Origin of the sequence: Actinosynnema mirum DSM 43827 (genome assembly GCF_000023245.1) — a bacterium.
GTDB lineage: Bacteria > Actinomycetota > Actinomycetes > Mycobacteriales > Pseudonocardiaceae > Actinosynnema > Actinosynnema mirum.
Genome location: NC_013093.1, coordinates 6,145,560 through 6,161,741, shown reverse-complemented (window position 1 = coordinate 6,161,741; position 16,182 = coordinate 6,145,560). Strand labels below are relative to the sequence as shown.

General features: G+C 74.9%; 13 protein-coding genes. 3 read left to right on the top strand and 10 right to left on the bottom strand.

What is annotated here, in order from left to right; translation table 11 throughout:
- The first annotated feature begins 82 nt into the window (after positions 1–82).
- Positions 83–541 (top strand): GbsR/MarR family transcriptional regulator, encoded by a 459-nt coding sequence (locus AMIR_RS25635; RefSeq protein WP_015803876.1) that lies wholly within the window; start codon positions 83–85, stop codon positions 539–541.
- On the opposite strand, the gene AMIR_RS25630 is transcribed toward AMIR_RS25635, so the two are convergent.
- The 7 genes from AMIR_RS25630 to AMIR_RS25595 form a co-directional block, all read right to left on the bottom strand.
- Positions 484–1,452, bottom strand: coding sequence for a COX15/CtaA family protein (locus AMIR_RS25630; RefSeq protein WP_015803875.1), 969 nt, complete (start codon positions 1,450–1,452; stop codon positions 484–486). The two genes, AMIR_RS25635 and AMIR_RS25630, sit on opposite strands and share 58 nt — an antisense overlap.
- A 197-nt stretch (positions 1,453–1,649) precedes the next feature.
- Complete coding sequence (locus AMIR_RS36225) at positions 1,650–2,495, bottom strand: hypothetical protein (RefSeq protein ID WP_015803874.1); 846 nt, start codon at positions 2,493–2,495, stop codon at positions 1,650–1,652.
- Complete coding sequence (locus tag AMIR_RS25615; protein WP_015803873.1) at positions 2,495–3,616, bottom strand: WXG100 family type VII secretion target; 1,122 nt, start codon at positions 3,614–3,616, stop codon at positions 2,495–2,497. Before AMIR_RS25615 ends, AMIR_RS36225 begins: the two co-directional genes overlap by 1 nt.
- Before the next feature lie 3 nt (positions 3,617–3,619).
- On the bottom strand, positions 3,620–3,943 hold the full coding sequence (locus AMIR_RS25610; protein WP_015803872.1) for a WXG100 family type VII secretion target: 324 nt from the start codon (positions 3,941–3,943) through the stop codon (positions 3,620–3,622).
- The gene (locus AMIR_RS38465) at positions 3,940–4,824 is read right to left on the bottom strand and encodes a YbaB/EbfC family nucleoid-associated protein (protein ID WP_049796968.1); all 885 of its coding nucleotides are present in this window, start codon (positions 4,822–4,824) and stop codon (positions 3,940–3,942) included. Before AMIR_RS38465 ends, AMIR_RS25610 begins: the two co-directional genes overlap by 4 nt.
- A 161-nt stretch (positions 4,825–4,985) precedes the next feature.
- Entirely contained in the window at positions 4,986–5,702 is a 717-nt protein-coding gene (locus AMIR_RS25600; RefSeq protein WP_084799266.1) for an ABC transporter permease, read from the bottom strand.
- A 53-nt stretch (positions 5,703–5,755) separates the two neighbouring features.
- Positions 5,756–6,667, bottom strand: coding sequence for an ABC transporter ATP-binding protein (locus tag AMIR_RS25595; protein WP_041837017.1), 912 nt, complete (start codon positions 6,665–6,667; stop codon positions 5,756–5,758).
- Between the two features lie 148 nt (positions 6,668–6,815).
- Between AMIR_RS25595 and AMIR_RS25590 the strand changes: the two genes are divergently transcribed.
- Both AMIR_RS25590 and AMIR_RS39590 read left to right on the top strand, forming a co-directional pair.
- Complete coding sequence (locus tag AMIR_RS25590; protein WP_143760891.1) at positions 6,816–7,442, top strand: DUF998 domain-containing protein; 627 nt, start codon at positions 6,816–6,818, stop codon at positions 7,440–7,442.
- Entirely contained in the window at positions 7,439–9,841 is a 2,403-nt protein-coding gene (locus tag AMIR_RS39590; protein WP_015803867.1) for a glycosyltransferase, read from the top strand. Before AMIR_RS25590 ends, AMIR_RS39590 begins: the two co-directional genes overlap by 4 nt.
- On the opposite strand, the gene AMIR_RS25580 is transcribed toward AMIR_RS39590, so the two are convergent.
- From AMIR_RS25580 to AMIR_RS25570, 3 genes are all read right to left on the bottom strand, one after another.
- On the bottom strand, positions 9,784–13,746 hold the full coding sequence (locus AMIR_RS25580; protein WP_015803866.1) for a patatin-like protein: 3,963 nt from the start codon (positions 13,744–13,746) through the stop codon (positions 9,784–9,786). The genes AMIR_RS39590 and AMIR_RS25580 overlap by 58 nt on opposite strands.
- Before the next feature lie 156 nt (positions 13,747–13,902).
- Positions 13,903–15,507, bottom strand: a complete 1,605-nt coding sequence (gene mptB / locus AMIR_RS25575) for a polyprenol phosphomannose-dependent alpha 1,6 mannosyltransferase MptB (protein ID WP_245554547.1) — start codon at positions 15,505–15,507, stop codon at positions 13,903–13,905.
- Between the two features lie 83 nt (positions 15,508–15,590).
- Positions 15,591–16,172 (bottom strand): TetR/AcrR family transcriptional regulator, encoded by a 582-nt coding sequence (locus tag AMIR_RS25570; RefSeq protein ID WP_015803864.1) that lies wholly within the window; start codon positions 16,170–16,172, stop codon positions 15,591–15,593.
- Between the last annotated feature and the right edge of the window lie 10 nt (positions 16,173–16,182).

The following is a 16,182-nucleotide window of genomic DNA, read 5'->3' as shown; positions in this document are numbered from 1 at the left end:
CCGCGTTCCGGCGCGCCCTTTGCCGGAAGATCCACCTGCGACCTACTATGCCTTCAGTGTTGACCGAAGGGCAGGGGGTCGCATGAGCGCGGGACGGGAAGCGCGGCTGGCCGCGTGGATCGAGCGGTTCGCCGCCCACTTCGCCGAGGAGGGCATCCCGCTGATCGGCGGGCGCATCCTCGGCTACCTGCTGGTGTGCCAGCCCAGCGAGCGGACGGCCGCCGAGCTGTCCCAGGAGCTGGAGGCCAGCAGCGGCTCCATCAGCACCAACCTGAAGTTCCTCGTCAACGCGGGGCTGGTGACCAAGCGCACCCGCAGGGGGCGCCAGGCCGCCCAGTACCGCATCGACGAGAAGCGCTGGGCGGACCTGGTGCAGCGGAAGCTGGACGCGCTGGTCAGCGTGCGCGAGCTGACCGAGTCCGGGATGCGGCTGATGAGCGGCGACCCGGAGCGGGCGGTCAGGCTGCGCGCCGTGGACGACCTCTACGCGTGGCTGGCCACGGAACTGCCCTCGCTCTGGGAGCGCAGGCCCTCGCGCTGATCCCCGGCGCCCTCGACGTCGCGGACGCGGGTGACCAGCCACAGGCCCGCGGTCGCGACGACGACCACCGCCGAGCCGAGCACGTGCAGCGACACCAGGGCCTCGGGGATGCCGAGGAAGTACTGGACCATGCCCGAGGTGCCCTGGGCGAGCACGGCGGCCACCAGGAGCCAGTAGCGCTTGCGCGCGGCCCTGAGGTGGAAGTGCAGGGCGAAGCCGAGCGCGATGAGCATCCCGAGGAACAGGAACAGCAGGTCGGCGTGCAGCTGCGCGACGGTCTCGATGTCCACCTGGAGGCGCGGGGTGTCCGCGTCGCCCGCGTGGGGGCCCGCGGCGGTGGTGAAGGTGCCCGCGACCAGCAGGAGGCCCAGGACGCCCACCTGGACGCTCTGGAGCGCCATCAGGGGGCGCGGCAGCAGCGCGCGGGGCGGTGCGTCGCCCTCGCGCAGCGCGCCGACCAGGAACACCGCGTACCAGACCAGGACCATCGAGATCAGGAAGTGCACGCTCACCGTCCACCAGGCCAGGCCGGCGAGCACGGTGATCCCGCCGACGACGGCCTGCACGACCACACCGCCGAACTGGACCAGGGCCAGCTTCAGCACGCGCGGGCGGCGGGGCCGGTCGAACCAGGCGGCCAGCACGGTCAGCGCCGTGATGATCGTGATGACGCCGGTGAGCGTCCGGTTGCCGAACTCCACCCACTGGTGCAGCGCGGCCACCTCCGGGTGCTCGACGGGGGTGAAGCTGCCCTCGAAGCACTGGGGCCACGTCGGGCACCCCAGGCCGGAGCCGGTCACGCGGACGATGGACCCCGTGACGGTGATGCCTGCCTGGGCGAGGACCGCGGCGATGGCGAACGAGCGCTGGCCTGAGCGCAGGAAAGAGGTGAACCAGGACGGTGCGGACACGGACCGATGGTAGGCAAGGTGGTCGGCCGAGCGTGACCGGGGGTTGACAAGATCGGGCGGGGCATGGTTAGGCGGCCCGTGGCAAGGGACCTAGGTCCTGCTGACCGGACGACCTGGTGTCGGGCACGTCGCCGCCCGGCGCGGCGGGCCGGGCGGCGACGGGGTTGGCGGCGGCGGGGTTGGCGGCGGCGGACCGGTCAGCTCGCGGCGGCCGGGTGCCGGGGCCGCGCGTGGGGGACGCGGTCGAGCAGCCCGAGGACGCTGTCGACCACGGGGAGCACCGTCGCGGGGTTCACGGGACCCTCGAAGACGGCGTAGAGGAAACCTGACTCGAACCGCCACGTCACGTTCCGCGCCGGGCCGGGCAGGGCGTCGGTGCGCGCGGCGAACCAGCGCAGCGCCTCCTGGTTGAACGCGCTGCGCGCGCTCGCCAGGTCGATCCCGCGCGCGCTGAACTCCACGTCCGCGGGCGGGTCCAGCGGCACGCGGCTGTCCCGGTCCCGCTCGCCCGCAACCGGCAGCCTGGCCTCGTGGGCGTGCGCCATCCGCTCGTGGTGGGGCAGGCCCACGAGCCGGAACAGGGACATCGGCGGCAGCGGGGAGGTGGCCACCTCGACCCGGTGCTCCACCAGCCAGACGACGCCGAACAGCCCCGGCCGCTGCGCCCGCGCCGAGCTCTCGGTGACCCGGACGTGCCAGGGGCCGCGCCGCAGGTCCAGCGCGAGGTCGGACCGGAGCGCCGACCGCTGGTAGAGCCGGAACGGGACGAACCGGGCGCGCTGTTCGAGGAGCGGCGGCCGTACCGACGCAGACCAGGGCGCCGCTTGGTCCCCCGGCCCCGTCACCCCTCCTCCGTGCGCGCTCGCCAGCGGCGCCAGCGCGGCGGCCCGCTCGGTCAGCTCCCGCTCGCGCGCGCGGAACTGCGACCAGCGGCGGAGGAACAGGAACAGGAGCCAGACGCCCATCACCACCAGCGTGATGGGACTGGTCAGGTACTCCGCGATGTTCTGCGCCACCTCGGGCAGACCTGCTTTCTCGGCCATCAGAGGTCCAGATCTCCCTTGATGCTCTGCTTGGACCGGTCGGTCCCGGTCTCGCCGTAGGCCGCCTGCTTCTCCAGGCCGGCCTGGTTCCGCGCGCCCTTCTCGTGCAGCGGCATCACCTGGGCCTCCAGCTCGCCCCGCGCCGCCTGCGCGAACGACCTGCCCGCGCCCTGCTGCACCCGCTCGCCGACCATGCCGTCCTTGCTCATCAGCCGGTCGAGCGGGGAGTTCAGCGTCCGCTGCCACTGGGAGCCGGTCTGGGCCGCCAAGCGGGCGTCCGCGGCCCTGCTGGCGGCGGCCCTGTCCGCCATCGCCTTCCGGAAGGCGGGCCGGATGTTCCGCATCCGGCCGACCAGCTTGCGCAGGAAGTCCACGATCTTGGTCAGGAACCCGCGCAGCTTGGCGACGATCCGGGCGACCCGGCCCGCGCTGGTCGCGACCCGCACGCCGGTGGCCGCGCCCGCCGCCGCCGTCGAGCCGCCCGCCGTGGGGATCGCGGCGGCCAGCGCGGGGATCCAGATCATGATCAGCCAGGTGATCAGCTCGGTGAGGATCGCCTTGATCACGTCCTCGACCACCGTCATGATCATGCTGGAGATCTGGAGCAGCTGGGCCAGCTCGCCCGCCTGCCCGGCGACCCCGTCGACGCCGTTCGCGAACTGCCCCAAGCGCTCGGCGGCGGCCTCGGCGGACTCGCCCTCCCAGCCTCGCACGGTGCTCCGCAGGTCCTGGTCGAAGCTCTTGCGCAGGTCCGCGACGCCTTGACCGATGGCGTTGAAGTTCTCGGCCGCCTGCGCCAGCGCGGGACCGTCGCCGCTGACGAAGTGGATCGCGTCCTCCAGCGGCTGCACGACGCTGATCAGGAAGTTCAGCCCCTGTCCGATCAGCCAGCCGAGCGGGTCCATCGCGATGGACGTGGCCGAGGTGGCCACCGAGCTGATCAGCGCCGACCCCTCCGAGGTCAGCCCCTCGACCCCGCCCGGCTCGCCGGTCTTGCCCGCCGCCTCGGCGGTCTTCAGGTAGTTCCCGTAGAACGGGGCGGCCTCGGCGGCCTTCTCCCCGGTGGTCTTCTCGCCGACGGTGATCTCGACCCCGCCCGCCTCGACCTTCTCCTCGGCCACGCGCTACCTCCCGCCGCTTCCGGTGTCGATGCCGTCGAAGGCCCGCTGGATCGCCTCTTCGGGGCCCCGGTAGTCCTCGGCGGTCGCCCGGAAGCGCTCGCCCACCCCCCGCAGGCCCTCCTCCAGGTCGCCGAACAGCTCCTTGAGGTCGCCGAGCATCCCGGTGTAGGTGCTCTTCACGAACAGCCCGACGACGCCCCAGGACTTGTCGCCGACGTCGGCCCGGTCGACCAGGCCCTTGATCTGCCCGGCCGTGCCCGCGTGCCCCTCGGCCACGCCCGCGAAGCCCTCCAGCTCCGCCGGGTCCACGCTGAAGCCGTCGCTCATCGCCCGTCCTCGTCGTCGTAGAGGTTGAGGAAGCGGTCGTCCTGCTTGCCGCCGGGACCGGGCGGTTGGGCCTTCGACCCGGACTGCTTCCAGTCGTCCTTCATGAAGTTCCGCTCGGAGAAGTCCTCCTGCTGCGGCTCACCGCCCTGCGGTCGCTGCGCCGGGCCCGACTGGCCGGGACGCGCCTGGCCCGGCTGGGACGTGCCCGGCTGGGACTTGCCCGGCTGCGGCTGGCCGGACTGCGGCCTGCCCGGCTGCGGCTGGCCGGACTGCGGCCTGCCCGGCTGCGGCTGGCCGGACTGCTGCCTGCCCGAGTGGGGCCGGCCGGGCTGCGGCCCGCCGGTGCGGGCCTGGCCGGGCTCGGGCCTGCCGGGAACCGGACCACCCTGCGGCTGACCCGGCGACGGCGGCGTCGGGCGCGCTGGTGGCGCGGGCGGGCCCTGCTGCGGGGCAGTGGTCGCCTCCTCGGCGGTCACCGCCCGCAGCTCCTCCTTGGACATGCCGAACAGCTCCGCCTGGGTCTCCAGCACCTGCTCGGTCAGGTCCAGGTCGTCGCCGAACGCCTCGCCGAGCGCCCCGTCGACGATCCCCGCCTGCCTGCGCGCCGCCTCGGCGACCGCCTTGCGCAGCGTCGACATCAGCTCGCCCGCGAGCGCGTGCGCGGGCTTGCGCACGGCCTGCTCGGTGAGCCTGATGTCCAGGATCGCCCCGGACGGCCCGGCGACGACGGTGACGGACCGGTCCGCCGAGGTCGCCGCGACCTCCAGCTCGGCCAACCGCTGCCGCATGTCGTCGACCCCGGCGAACTGCTGCTCGACGCGGGTCATCCGCGCCTGGAACCGCTCGAACTGCGCGACGAGCTGTTCGAAATCCGCTGACAAAGCACGCCCCCCAAGGCCTTACCCCGTGTGATCGGTTCACATGGTGACCGCTCAACGGGTGATTCCGGGGGAGAACGGGTGAAACGGGGCTGGAAAGCCGAGAGCGGGAGCGCCCACCAGGGGGCGCTCCCGCTCTCGGGGAACCGTCAGTGCCGCTCGGGTCAGCTCAGCCTCGTCGTCCGCGTCGCCGCGAGCCCCGCCACCGCGCCCCACGCCACCAGCACCGCCACCGGCCCGAGGCCCGGACCGGTCCCGCGCACCAGCGCGGCCTCCAGGCCCTCCACCAGCGCGGCCGACGGCAGCAGGCTCACCACGGCGCCGACGCCCGAGGGCATCGAGTCCGGGCTCAGCGCGACCCCGCCGACCAGCAGCAGCAGGAACCACACGATGTTCGCCAGCGCCAGCACGACCTCCGCGCGCAGCGCCCCGCCGAGCAGCACGCCCAGCGCGCCGAACGCCAGCGCCCCCAGCACCACCAGCAGTACTGCCCAGGCGAGCCCGGCGGCGGTCGGCGACCAGCCGAGCAGCAGCGCCGTCACCCCCAGCACGACCATCTGCACCACGACCACCGCGAACCCGGCGGTGATCCGCCCGGCCACCAGCAGCCACCTCGGCAGCGCGGTCGCCGCGAGCCGCTTGAGCACGCCGTAGCGCCGGTCGAATCCGAGCGCGATCGCCTGCCCGGTGAACGCCGACGAGATCACCGCCAGCGCGAACACCCGCGCCGCCGCCGACGCCACCCTCGGCTCCGGCACCGGCAGCACCGTGGCCAGGGTCAGGGCGACCAGCAGCCCCAGCGGGATGATCAGGGTCAGCAGCAGCTGCTCGCCGTTGCGCAGCGTCAGCACCGTCTCGGTCCTGGCCTGCGCCAGCAGCATCCGCCCCAGCGGGGCCCTGCCCGGTGCGGGCGCGAAGGTGCCCGGCTCGAACCTCACGACCGCAGCTCCCTGCCGGTCAGCTCCAGGAACACGTCCTCGAGGCTGCGCTTGGCCACCGTCAGCTCCTCGGCGAGCACGCCCTGCTGGGCGCACCACGACGTCACGGTCGACACCACCTGCGGGTCGACCTTGCCCTCGACCAGGTACGCGCCCCGGACGGTCTCGCGCACCCCCATGCCCTCGGGGAGGGCGGCGATCAGCAGCGAGGTGTCCAGGCCCGGCTTCGCGCGGAAGCGCAGCTGCTGCTCGTCGGCGCTGTGCGCGGTCAGCTCGCTCGGGCTGCCCTGCGCGACCACCTGCCCGCTGTCCACGATCACCACGTGGTCGGCCAGCGCCTCGGCCTCGTCCATCAGGTGCGTGGTCAGCAGCACGCTCACCCCGTCGGCCCTGAGGGCCGCGACGAGGTCCCACACGAGCCTGCGCGCCTGCGGGTCCATGCCCGCCGTCGGCTCGTCCAGGAACACCAGCTCCGGCCTGCCGACGAGCGCGCACGCCAGCGACAGGCGCTGCTGCTGCCCACCGGACAGCCGCTTGTACGTGGTGCGGCCGACGCCGTCGAGCCCGAGGACCTCCAGCAGCCAGGCCGGGTCCAGCGGGTTCGCGGCGCACGCGGCCACCAGCCGCAGCATCTCGTCCGCGCGGATCCCGGGGTACCCGCCGCCGCCCTGGGGCATCACGCCCACGCGGGGCCGCAGCCGGTCGCCGTCGCGCCACGGGTCCAGTCCGAGCACGCGCACCTGACCCGCGTCGGCGGCGCGGAAGCCCTCGCACACCTCGACGGTGGTCGTCTTGCCCGCGCCGTTCGGGCCGAGCAGCGCCAGCACGCTGCCCTGCTCCAGGACGAGGTCGAGGCCGTTCACCGCGGTCTTGGCGCCGTACCGCTTCACCAGCCCCGACACTTCCACGGCAGGGCGATGGGGTTTCGGGCTCACGAAGGGCAGCGTAGGCCAATGGGGGTGGGGCTGGCCCCACCAGGGTTCTCCAGGAAGCTCCAGGGTCGCATGGGGGGACTTCCCGATATCCCCGGATGGATCATTCCGCCATTATCTCCCTGTGGACGCGAACCGGGTGGAAATAGTTGCGGCGCCGAGGGCGCTGGCTGTTGCCGCACTGGTCGTCTCGCCTTTTCCCGTAGTTTACCTGCACCTCTCGTCCGGCGGTACGATCAGCCCTGTCCAGAACACGATCAGCGATTACGTCTCCGTTTCCGGTGGGACCTGGCTGCTGGGTTTCACCGCACTCGCGCTGGCGGTGGGGTCGATCGCGTTGCTGGTGGGCATGGTGCGCTCGGGTTTGCCGAGGCGAGGGCCGGTGGCGGTGCTCATCGGCCTGTGGGCGGCGGGGCTGGCCGTCGTGGCGGTCTTCCCGACCGACCCGCTCGGAGCCCCGACCTCGATGACCGGACTGGTGCACAGGTACGCGGGCGCGGTGATGTTCGCGAGCCTCCCGATCGCCGGTTGGCTCGTTTCCCGCGCATTCCTGCCGAGCCCTCCGCTGCGCCGTCTCTCGATACTCGCCGGATTCGCTTCCGGCGCATTCATGTTGAGCCACACGGCGGTGTTGGGCGCGGGCGGCGGGATGGTCCTGCTGGGCTTGTTCGAACGCGTCCTGTTCGTCGTGCTCTACGCGCTGCTGTTCACGCTGGCGGCTGCGCTCTCCGATCGGGAGGGGACGTCGTGACGTGGATCGCGGTGGGACTGGCGGTGGTCGGGGCGGTCTTCTTCGCGCTGGCCGCGCGCCTGCAGCACGAGGCTGTGCGGGCGGTGGAGGGGCCGCTGCGGGTGGCCGCGCTGCCGGGCAGGCCGCGCTGGCTCGTCGGGCTGGTGCTGATGGTCGTGGGCGCGGGCGTGCACGCGGTGGCGCTGGGCATGGCCCCGCTGAGCGTGGTGCAGCCCGTGGGCGTGCTGGCGATCGGCGTGACCGCCGTGCTCGACCGGCGCTGGGCCCGGCTGCCCGCCGTGCTGGTGACCACGCTCGGCGTCGGCGCGTTCGTGCTGCTCGCGGCGGGCAGCGCCACCCCGACCGAGGTGCGGCCCGAGGCGGAGCTGCAGGCCGTGCTGGTGTGCCTGGCGCTGCTGGCGGCGGCCGGGCTGGCCGGGGTGATCGCCACCCGGCCCGCGCTGCGCTCCCTGGCGTTCGGCTCGGCGGGCGGCGTCGCCTACGGCTGCGTGTCCCTGCTGATGCGCGCGGTGTCCCAGGACTTCCAGACCGGCGCGCTCGACCTGTCGTCGGCGCTCACGGTGGTGGCCATCGTGGTCGCGCTGCTGGTCGGCGGCTGGTTCATCCAGCACGCCCACGCGGGCGGCTCGTCGCACCTGGTCGTGGCCTGCCTGACCGCCGTGGACCCGCTGGTCGCGGTGGGCCTGGGCGCGTTCCTGCTCGGCGAGGCCGCCGCCACCGGCGTCCCGGTCGCACTGGGCCAGCTCGCCGTCGCCGGGGTCGCGGTCGCCGGCGTGGTCGCGCTGGCCCGCGCCGAGCACGACCCGGAGGCCGGGCGCGACCGGCACGACGACTCCGACCGCGCCGCCACCCGGCGGGCAGCCCCCGACGCCTCCGCCCCCGACACCCCTGATCACGGCGGAGCCCACCCCGCGGGCCCTCGCCGCGCCACCCCGGAGCACCGCAGTCCCGACCACGGCGGAGCCCACCCCGCGGGCCCTCGCCGCGCCACCCCAGGGCACCGCAGTCCCGACCACGGCGGAGCCCACCCCGCGGGCCCCCGCCCCACCACCCCGGAGCACCGCGGCGTCCAGCCGCTCCTCACCCCCGCGCGCGAACGGTCAGCGGACCGGGGCGCGGCTGCCCGCGAGGGCCGTCCCGCGCGGAGGGGCACCACCACCGGGGGACCCGGTCCCCTGGTGGAGCGAATCGACCACCTCGGAACGGAGAACGACGTGAACGACGGCCGCGCCCTGCGCATCCTCATCGCCGCCGAGACCTTCCCCCCGGACGTCAACGGCGCCGCGCGCTTCGCGCACCGCCTCGCGGTCGGGCTCGCCGGTCGCGGGCACGACGTGCACGTCGTCTGCCTGGACCCCAGCGGCAGGCCCGGAACCGAGCGGGTGGACGGCATCACCGTGCACCGCCTGCGCTCGCACCGCACCCCGTTCCACCGCACGTTCCGGATCGGCGTGCCCTGGCAGGTGTCGAAGGACGTCGCGGGCGTGCTCGACGCGGTCCGCCCGGACGTCGTCCACGTGCAGGCGCACTTCGTCGTCGGCCGCTACGCCCTGCGCCTGGCCGCCGGGCGCGGCATCCCGACCGCCGCGACCAACCACTTCATGCCGGAGAACCTGTTCGGCCACGCCCACGTCCCCGGCTGGCTCCAGGGCATCGCCTCCCGCTGGGCCTGGCGCGACCTGCGCGGCGTCTTCGACGTCGCCGACGTGGTCACCGCCCCCACGCCCCGCGCGGTGTCCCTGCTGCACGACAACGGGTTCCCGCGCCGCGCGGTGCCGGTGTCCTGCGGCATCGACGTCGACCGCTACCGCCGCCACCCGGCGCCCGCCAACGACCGGCCGACCGTGCTGTTCGTGGGCAGGCTCGACGAGGAGAAGCGGGTCGACGAGCTGCTGCGCGCCGCCGCGCTCGTGCCGCTGGTGAAGGTCGACCTGGTCGGCGACGGCTCGTGCCGCGCGGAGTGGGAGAAGCTCGCCGACAAGCTCGGCATCGCCGACCGGGTGCGGTTCCGGGGCTTCGTGGACGAGGAGGAGCTGCTCCAGGCCTACGCGGGCGCCGACGTCTTCTGCATGCCCGGCGTGGCCGAGCTGCAGAGCCTGGCGACGATGGAGGCCATGGCGGCGGGCAAGCCGGTCGTGGCCGCCGACGCGATGGCGCTGCCGCACCTGTGCCGCCCCGGCCGCAACGGCTGGCTGTTCCAGCCCGGCGACGTCGCCGAGCTGGCGACCAGGCTGCACGCGCTGGCCGCCGACCCGGCGCTGCGGGCCAGGATGGGCGCGGCGAGCGGCGAGCTGATCGCCGCGCACGCCATCGACTCCACCCTGGCCACGTTCGAGGGCCTCTACGCCGAGGCGATGGGCTCGGCCACGGCAGCCGCGCCCGCCGCGCTCGCCGCCTGAGCGCGGGAGACCCGGTCGGCCACCCGGCGCGCGGCCCGCTTCCCGGCGGGCCTGAGCACCGGGTGGCCGTCCCGCACCCCCACCAGGAACCGGAACAGCCCGCCGTGCCCCTCCAGCCTGCGCAGGAACGCCGCCTCGTCGGGCACCCCGGCGAGCACGGACTGGTCCTCGATGTCGGCGAGGATGCGGGCCCTGCCGCGCAGCGGCACCCACCAGGTGGTGACCAGCAGCAGCACCGCCCCGAACCCGGCCCCGGTGCACAGCACCGCCTCCCAGCCGGTGAACCGCAGGTCCAGCGCCCGCATCAGCACCACCAGCGCCAGGTAGCCGGTGCCGTACACCCCGGCCCACCCGGCGGTCGCCGCCGAGGGCGGCTCGGCGTGCTCGGTCACCCACGGCGTCCCCGCGTCGGACGGCCCGGCCCCGGCGGCCCCCGCGTCCCGCGCTCCAACCCCGACGGCCCCCACCCCGACGGCCCCCACCCCGACGGCCCCAACCCCCGGTGACCCGGAGCCCGCCGCGTCCACCGCTCCCACGTCCTCGGCCCGCCGCCACCGCTGCATCGACCGCCCCAGCGCGAACGACGCCCCGAACCCGATCGCCACCGCCACCAGCGACGCCAGCGCCGCGACCCGCCAGTCCACCTCGTACAGCCTGCGCGCCACGACCTCCCGCACGCCCAGCCACAGCAGCGAGGCCGCCGCGAGCACCCCCACCAGCCGCTTCGGCACCCGCACCCGCTTGAGCACCGCCAGCGGCGTGCCCACCGGCGACGGCAGGCTGCCCAGCGCCAGCAGGCACGCCACGACCAGCCCCACCCCGGCGATCGCGACGACCCCGGTGGTGGCCTCCTGCGGGTTCGTGCCGCTCCCCAGCGCCACCCGCGACCGCAGCACCGCCACCGACGCGAGCGGCAGCACCGGCGACAGCAGCACCAGCCCGTGCAGCAGCGTCCCGGACCGCAGCGCGGCGTACCCGAACGCGGCCAGCAGCGTCGCCGCCCCCAGCGCCGCCGCCGGGGCCACCGCCCAGCCGGGAAGCAGGCCGAACAGCGACAGCACCAGCAGCGCCCCGCCCAGCGCCAGCCCGACCAGCCCCAGGAACCTCGACAGGTTCCCGCCCCTGGTCAGACCGTTGATCATCCAGTAGGGCAGCAGCGCCGCCCCGCGCAGCGCCCTGGTCAGCGGCTTCACCGGCCCCAGCCCCGAGCGGTCGCTGTCGGCCACGGTCACCGCGACCGCCGCCGCCGTCGCCGCCGTGCGGATCACCTGGTCGCTGCCCGCCTCCTGGCTGATCGGCTCGCGGCCGATGCCCGCCCGGTCGAACGCGCGCAGCGCCAGCACGCCCAGCGCCGCCGTCTCCTCGGTGGTGATCGGCGGCGTGGCGAGCCTGGCCAGCAGCCCGGCGTGCTCCTCCAGGAACAGCTCGCCGCGCGAGCGCCGGTCCGCCCCGTCCGCCCGGTCGGCCAGGATCGCCTGCCGCAGCGCGGGCAGCTCCTCGCAGATGATCCGCGCGTGCAGCCCCCACGCGGCCAGGTCCGCGAGCGCCGCGCAGGTGGGCGGCAGGTCGGACTCGCCGGAGGCGTACACCCCGGTCAGCTCGGCCACCGCCGCCTCCCGCGCCGCCCGCAGCTCCTCCGGCAGGGCGCTGCCGAACAGCTCCGCCACCAGGTCCGCCACCACCGCCTCGGCGCGCTGCGCGGCGTCACCGGGCAGCCCGCCCGCGAGCTTGTCGACCCGCCGCAGCCTGGTCGGCTCGAACAGCACCCGGCACAGCATCGACGCCCCGTCGAGCCTGCCCCAGATCCAGTCGTTGACCCGCCAGGACCGCTTGAGGAACCCGGAGAACCGGCTCAGCGACGCCCCGCCCGCCTTGTCGTCGGGGGTGCGGCTGTAGTCGGCGAACGCGTTGCGGGTGCGCAGGCTGACCTGCACCAGCTCCACGGCCTGGTCGAGCCCGCTGATCGAGTCGTCGGCCAGGCACGTCGTGGCCACCTCCAGCGCGAGCAGCCGGGACAGCCACACGTCGTCCCCGACCAGCCCCACCTCGGACTCGCCCCCGGTGATCGGCTCGGTCAGCAGCAGGCACCACGGCTCCAGCCCGACCATCGACCGCCGCTCCGGGCTGAGCCCGGTGATGATCGCGTGCGCGTGCCCGAGCACCTCGGCGACCAGCGCCACCTGAGCCCGCACCCGCTGCCCGAGCTCCTCCTCCGAGTCCGCGCCCATCCGCTCGGTGAAGTTCTGCAGCCGCTCCCGCCAGTACACCTGGTTCAGCTCGACCGGCCGGTCGTCGGGCAGCCGCAGCCCGGCCCGCACCCGCGCCTCCACGCCCGCCCGCACCTGCTCCGAGTCCAGCTCCTCGTGCAGCCTGCGCAGCTCGGCCCGCACCCGGTGCAGCACGGTCCGGTCGCCGGTGATCCGCGCGCAGTCCGCCAGGCCCGGCCCCTCGGCGGGCACCACCCACACCAGCCGCTTGAGCAGGTCCATCGCCGCGGTGACCAGCCGCTCGGCCATCGAGATGCCCCACGGCCAGCCGGTGACCGGCGCGGCGACCGGCAGCGGCGGCACCGGCACGTACGGCAGGCTGCCGTGCTCGCGCAGCCAGGTCCGCTGCGCGACCTCGGCGGCGGCCCGCACCCGCTCGAACGTCCAGCCCGCCGCGTTCGAGCCGGGCTTGTCCAGCTCGCGGGTGGCCAGGTCGCGGGCGGCCAGCCGGATGCGCACGTCCTCGTAGTGCCCGCGCAGGGTCCTGGTCAGCTCGTACAGGCTGCGCGTGATCGGCGCGCCCTCGCGGTGCAGCCGGGACAGCAGCGCGCCACGCCCGCCGCGCCGGGTCGCGGCCCGCCGGTTGTGCTCCTCGATGCGCTCCACGTAGGTGCGCCCGCTCTGGCTGGTCAGCGCGCCCAGCAGCTGCCCACTGGCGCCGACCGCCGTGGGCGGGCCGAGCTCGGCGGACGCCGCGCCCTCGGGAGCGCCGGGCGCGTGCGGGAACACCAGCAGCATCACCCGCCGCACCGGGCCCTCGGCGGGCATCCGGTCGATCGCCTCCAGCGCCTCCCTGGTGGGGGTGTTGACCAGCACGCCGCCGTCCACCGCGTACCGGGACAGGTCGCGGTCGCCGTCGGTCCACGAGGCCACGCCCGCCATGTCGACCGGGCCGCCGCCGTTGACCGGCACCCGCGAGGGCTCGAACGCGAACGGGAACGACGCCGACGAGCGCGCGGCCAGCGCCATCCGGGGGATGAGCCGGTCCAGCTCGGTCGGGGCGAAGTCGTCGCGCGGGCGCTCCTGCGCGGTCTCCCCTGCGGGCCTCGCCCACCCGTACGGGTCACGCCGGAACGAGAAGCTGCCCTGGTGGCTGGACTGGACCAGGGCCTCGCCGAGGTCGTCGTAGGTCACCGACGGCACCCCGGTGAGCAGGGTCGTGGTGATCCGCAGGTCCACCGGGCGCTCGTGCGCGGGCAGCGGCCGGTAGTCGTCGGTGAGGCGTTCGAGGGCCTCGTGCAGCCGGGGCAGGAAGAACTCGTCGCCGCGCAGCAGCGACACCGGGGCGCCCTGGAACGGGGTGCGCAGCAGCTGCTCCATGCGGCCCTGCTCGGACCACAGGTCCCGCAGCCGCTCCAGCTTCGCGGCCTCGTTGACCTGCGACAGCGCGAGCGCGGCCCCGTTGATGCCGCCCGCCGAGGTGCCGGTGATGACGTCGGCGCGGGCGGTCGCGCCGACCATGCCGAGCAGGTGCCGGTAGGGGCCCGAGCCGCGGGTGAGCCGGTCCACCTCCAGCACCGAGCCGCCCATCCACACGGCCAGGCTCACCCCGCCGTTGAGCACCACCGCGAAGCGGACCTGCTCCTTCGGGATTCCCCCGGCCCCGGACTGCGCGTTCTGCTCCGAGCCAGCGCTCACGCCCGTTCCCCCTCGATCACCCGTGGTGGGCTTCCAAGATCCATGCGGACACTGGAAGGACACCACGGACATCTCGTGAGGGTGAGAAGGGGTTACCCCTCGTGACCGAATTGCCGCTCAGCGCGGTCGGGGCGCCCGGCGGGGCGCGCGGTCGAGCTACGCGGCTCCGGGCAGCGGGTCCTTCCGGATCAGCGGCCCGACGTGCTTGCGCGCCACGAACAGGCACACCGCGAACACCAGCACCGCCCCCAGCACCGCCTGCGGCAGCACGTACGCGCGCCCGTCGAACGCGGCCCCGGTCGGCGGGAGGACCACCGCGATGATCGCGCTGCCCGCCGTCGCCACCAGCCGGAACCGCTTGGCCAGCACCGCCGTCGCCAGCGGCAGCGCCGCCCACAGCAGGTACCAGGGCTGGAGCACCGGCCCGAGCACCAGCACCGCGCCCAGGCCCGCGCCGAGCCCGTTGACCGCCTTGATCCGGCCCCGGAACGCCTTCCACAGCAGCGAGCCGACGATCACCACGTACACCGCCTGCCCGATCAGCCTGCCGAGCGCGATCGTCGAGTCGGTGTGGTTGCCCAGGCCCAGCAGCAGCCCCAGCCCGCCGCCGAGGAAGCCCAGCGCGGTCGGCGGCGACATCCAGCTCTTGACCGTGCCCGCCGTGTTCAGCGTCTCGGTCCAGCCGAACCCGAGGCCGGTGCCGAAGCAGGTCGCCACGGTCACCACCACGGCCACCACCAGCATGAACACCGCCACCGACAGCAGGTCCCGCAGCCGTCCGCCGCGCCTGCGGGCCACGATGATGCCGAGGAAGCCCAGCGCCAGCGCGGCCGGGAGCTTCACCATCGCGCCGAGCGTGATCAGGGCCGCGCCGAGCGCCACCCACAGCAGCTCGTCGCGGGTGAGCGGGTCGCCGGGGTTGTGCACCGGCAGGCGGCGCAGCGCCACCTCGATGCCCACCAGCATCAGGCCGATCGCCAGCGCCTCGTTGTGCACGCCCACGACCAGGTGGAACAGCACCAGCGGGTTCGCCGCGCCCAGCCACAGCGCGCTCACCTCCGGCACGCCGAACCGCACCGCCAGGCGCGGCAGCGCCCACACGATCATGGCCAGGCCGACCAGGGCGAGCATCCGGTGCAGGAACACGCCGGGCAGCACGTGGTCCCCGGTGACCGCCGAGATGACCCGGCCCAGCGCCAGGAACAGCGGCCCGTACGGGGCGGGGGTCTCGCGCCAGATGGTGGGCACGTTCTGGGTGAGCACGTTGTCCACGCCCAGCGCCGTGGCCGGTCCCAGCTCGTACGGGTCCTGGCCGTTGGCGGCGATCTGGCTCTGCGCGAGGTAGCTGTAGACGTCGCGGCTGAACATCGGCAGCACGAAGACCAGCGGCGTGATCCACATCATCAGCGTGCGGTCCATCTGGCTGCGCGAGACCAGCCTCGGCCTGCCGGGGCGGGCGAACCGGCCCAGCCACAGCCACGCCGAGACGATCATGAAGATGCCGGTCCAGGCCACCGCCAGCGTCGCGCTCGGCATCCGGGCGAACAGGCCCAGCACCGGCGTGCCCGGCAGCGGGCTCAGCACGGGCGCGGCGCCCGCGCCCAGCGACCCGGCCGCGAGCAGCAGCGCCCCGACCGTGCCCCACCGCCGCACGATGTCCAGCTGCCTGCGCTCGACGGCGTCCAGCGGAGCCGCCCCACCGATCCCGTCGCGGTCACCGAGAACCGCGCCGGTGATCACCCGCTCTCCACCCGTCCCCACCGGCGCAGGGTAGCGAAGCGTGGCGGACCCGGCGTTTCTCGGGCGGGTCGTGACCTGCTGCTATGCCACCGGGACCGGTGGGCTCAGGCGGCCGGGACGGGGGCCCGCAGGCCGCCGAGCAGCAGGTCCAGGTACCGGTGCGCGGTCGCGACGCGCTGCTCCCGCGCGCCGCCCGCCAGCCCCACCGCGTGCGCGACGCCGCACACCAGCGGCGTCAGGTCGTCGGCGGTCAGGTCCGCCCGCACGAGCCCGGCGGCCCGCACCCGGTCGAGCACCGCGCCGCCCACCGTCCACAGGGACAGCTTCAGCTCGGTGGTGCGCGGCAGCGCGTCGGTGGGGGAGGAGGCGACGCCGGGCACGGCCGCGTCGGTCACCTGCACCTCCACGACCCGGCGCAGGAACACGTCGAACGCCCGCCACGGGTCCGGGTCCCGCGCGGCGTGCTCGGCGGCGGCGACCAGCTCCTCGAGCCCCGGCGCGGCGACCGCCTCCACCAGCGCCTCGGCGGTGGGGAAGTGCCGGTAGACGGTGCCGACCCCGAGCCCGGCGCGGCGGGCGACGTCGTTGAGCTGCACCGGCGTCCCGCCGTCGACCAGCTCGCGGGCCACGCGGACGATCCGCTCCCAGTTCCGGGCGGCGTCCTTGCGCAGCGGCGTGGTCGGCACGCGGGCCAGT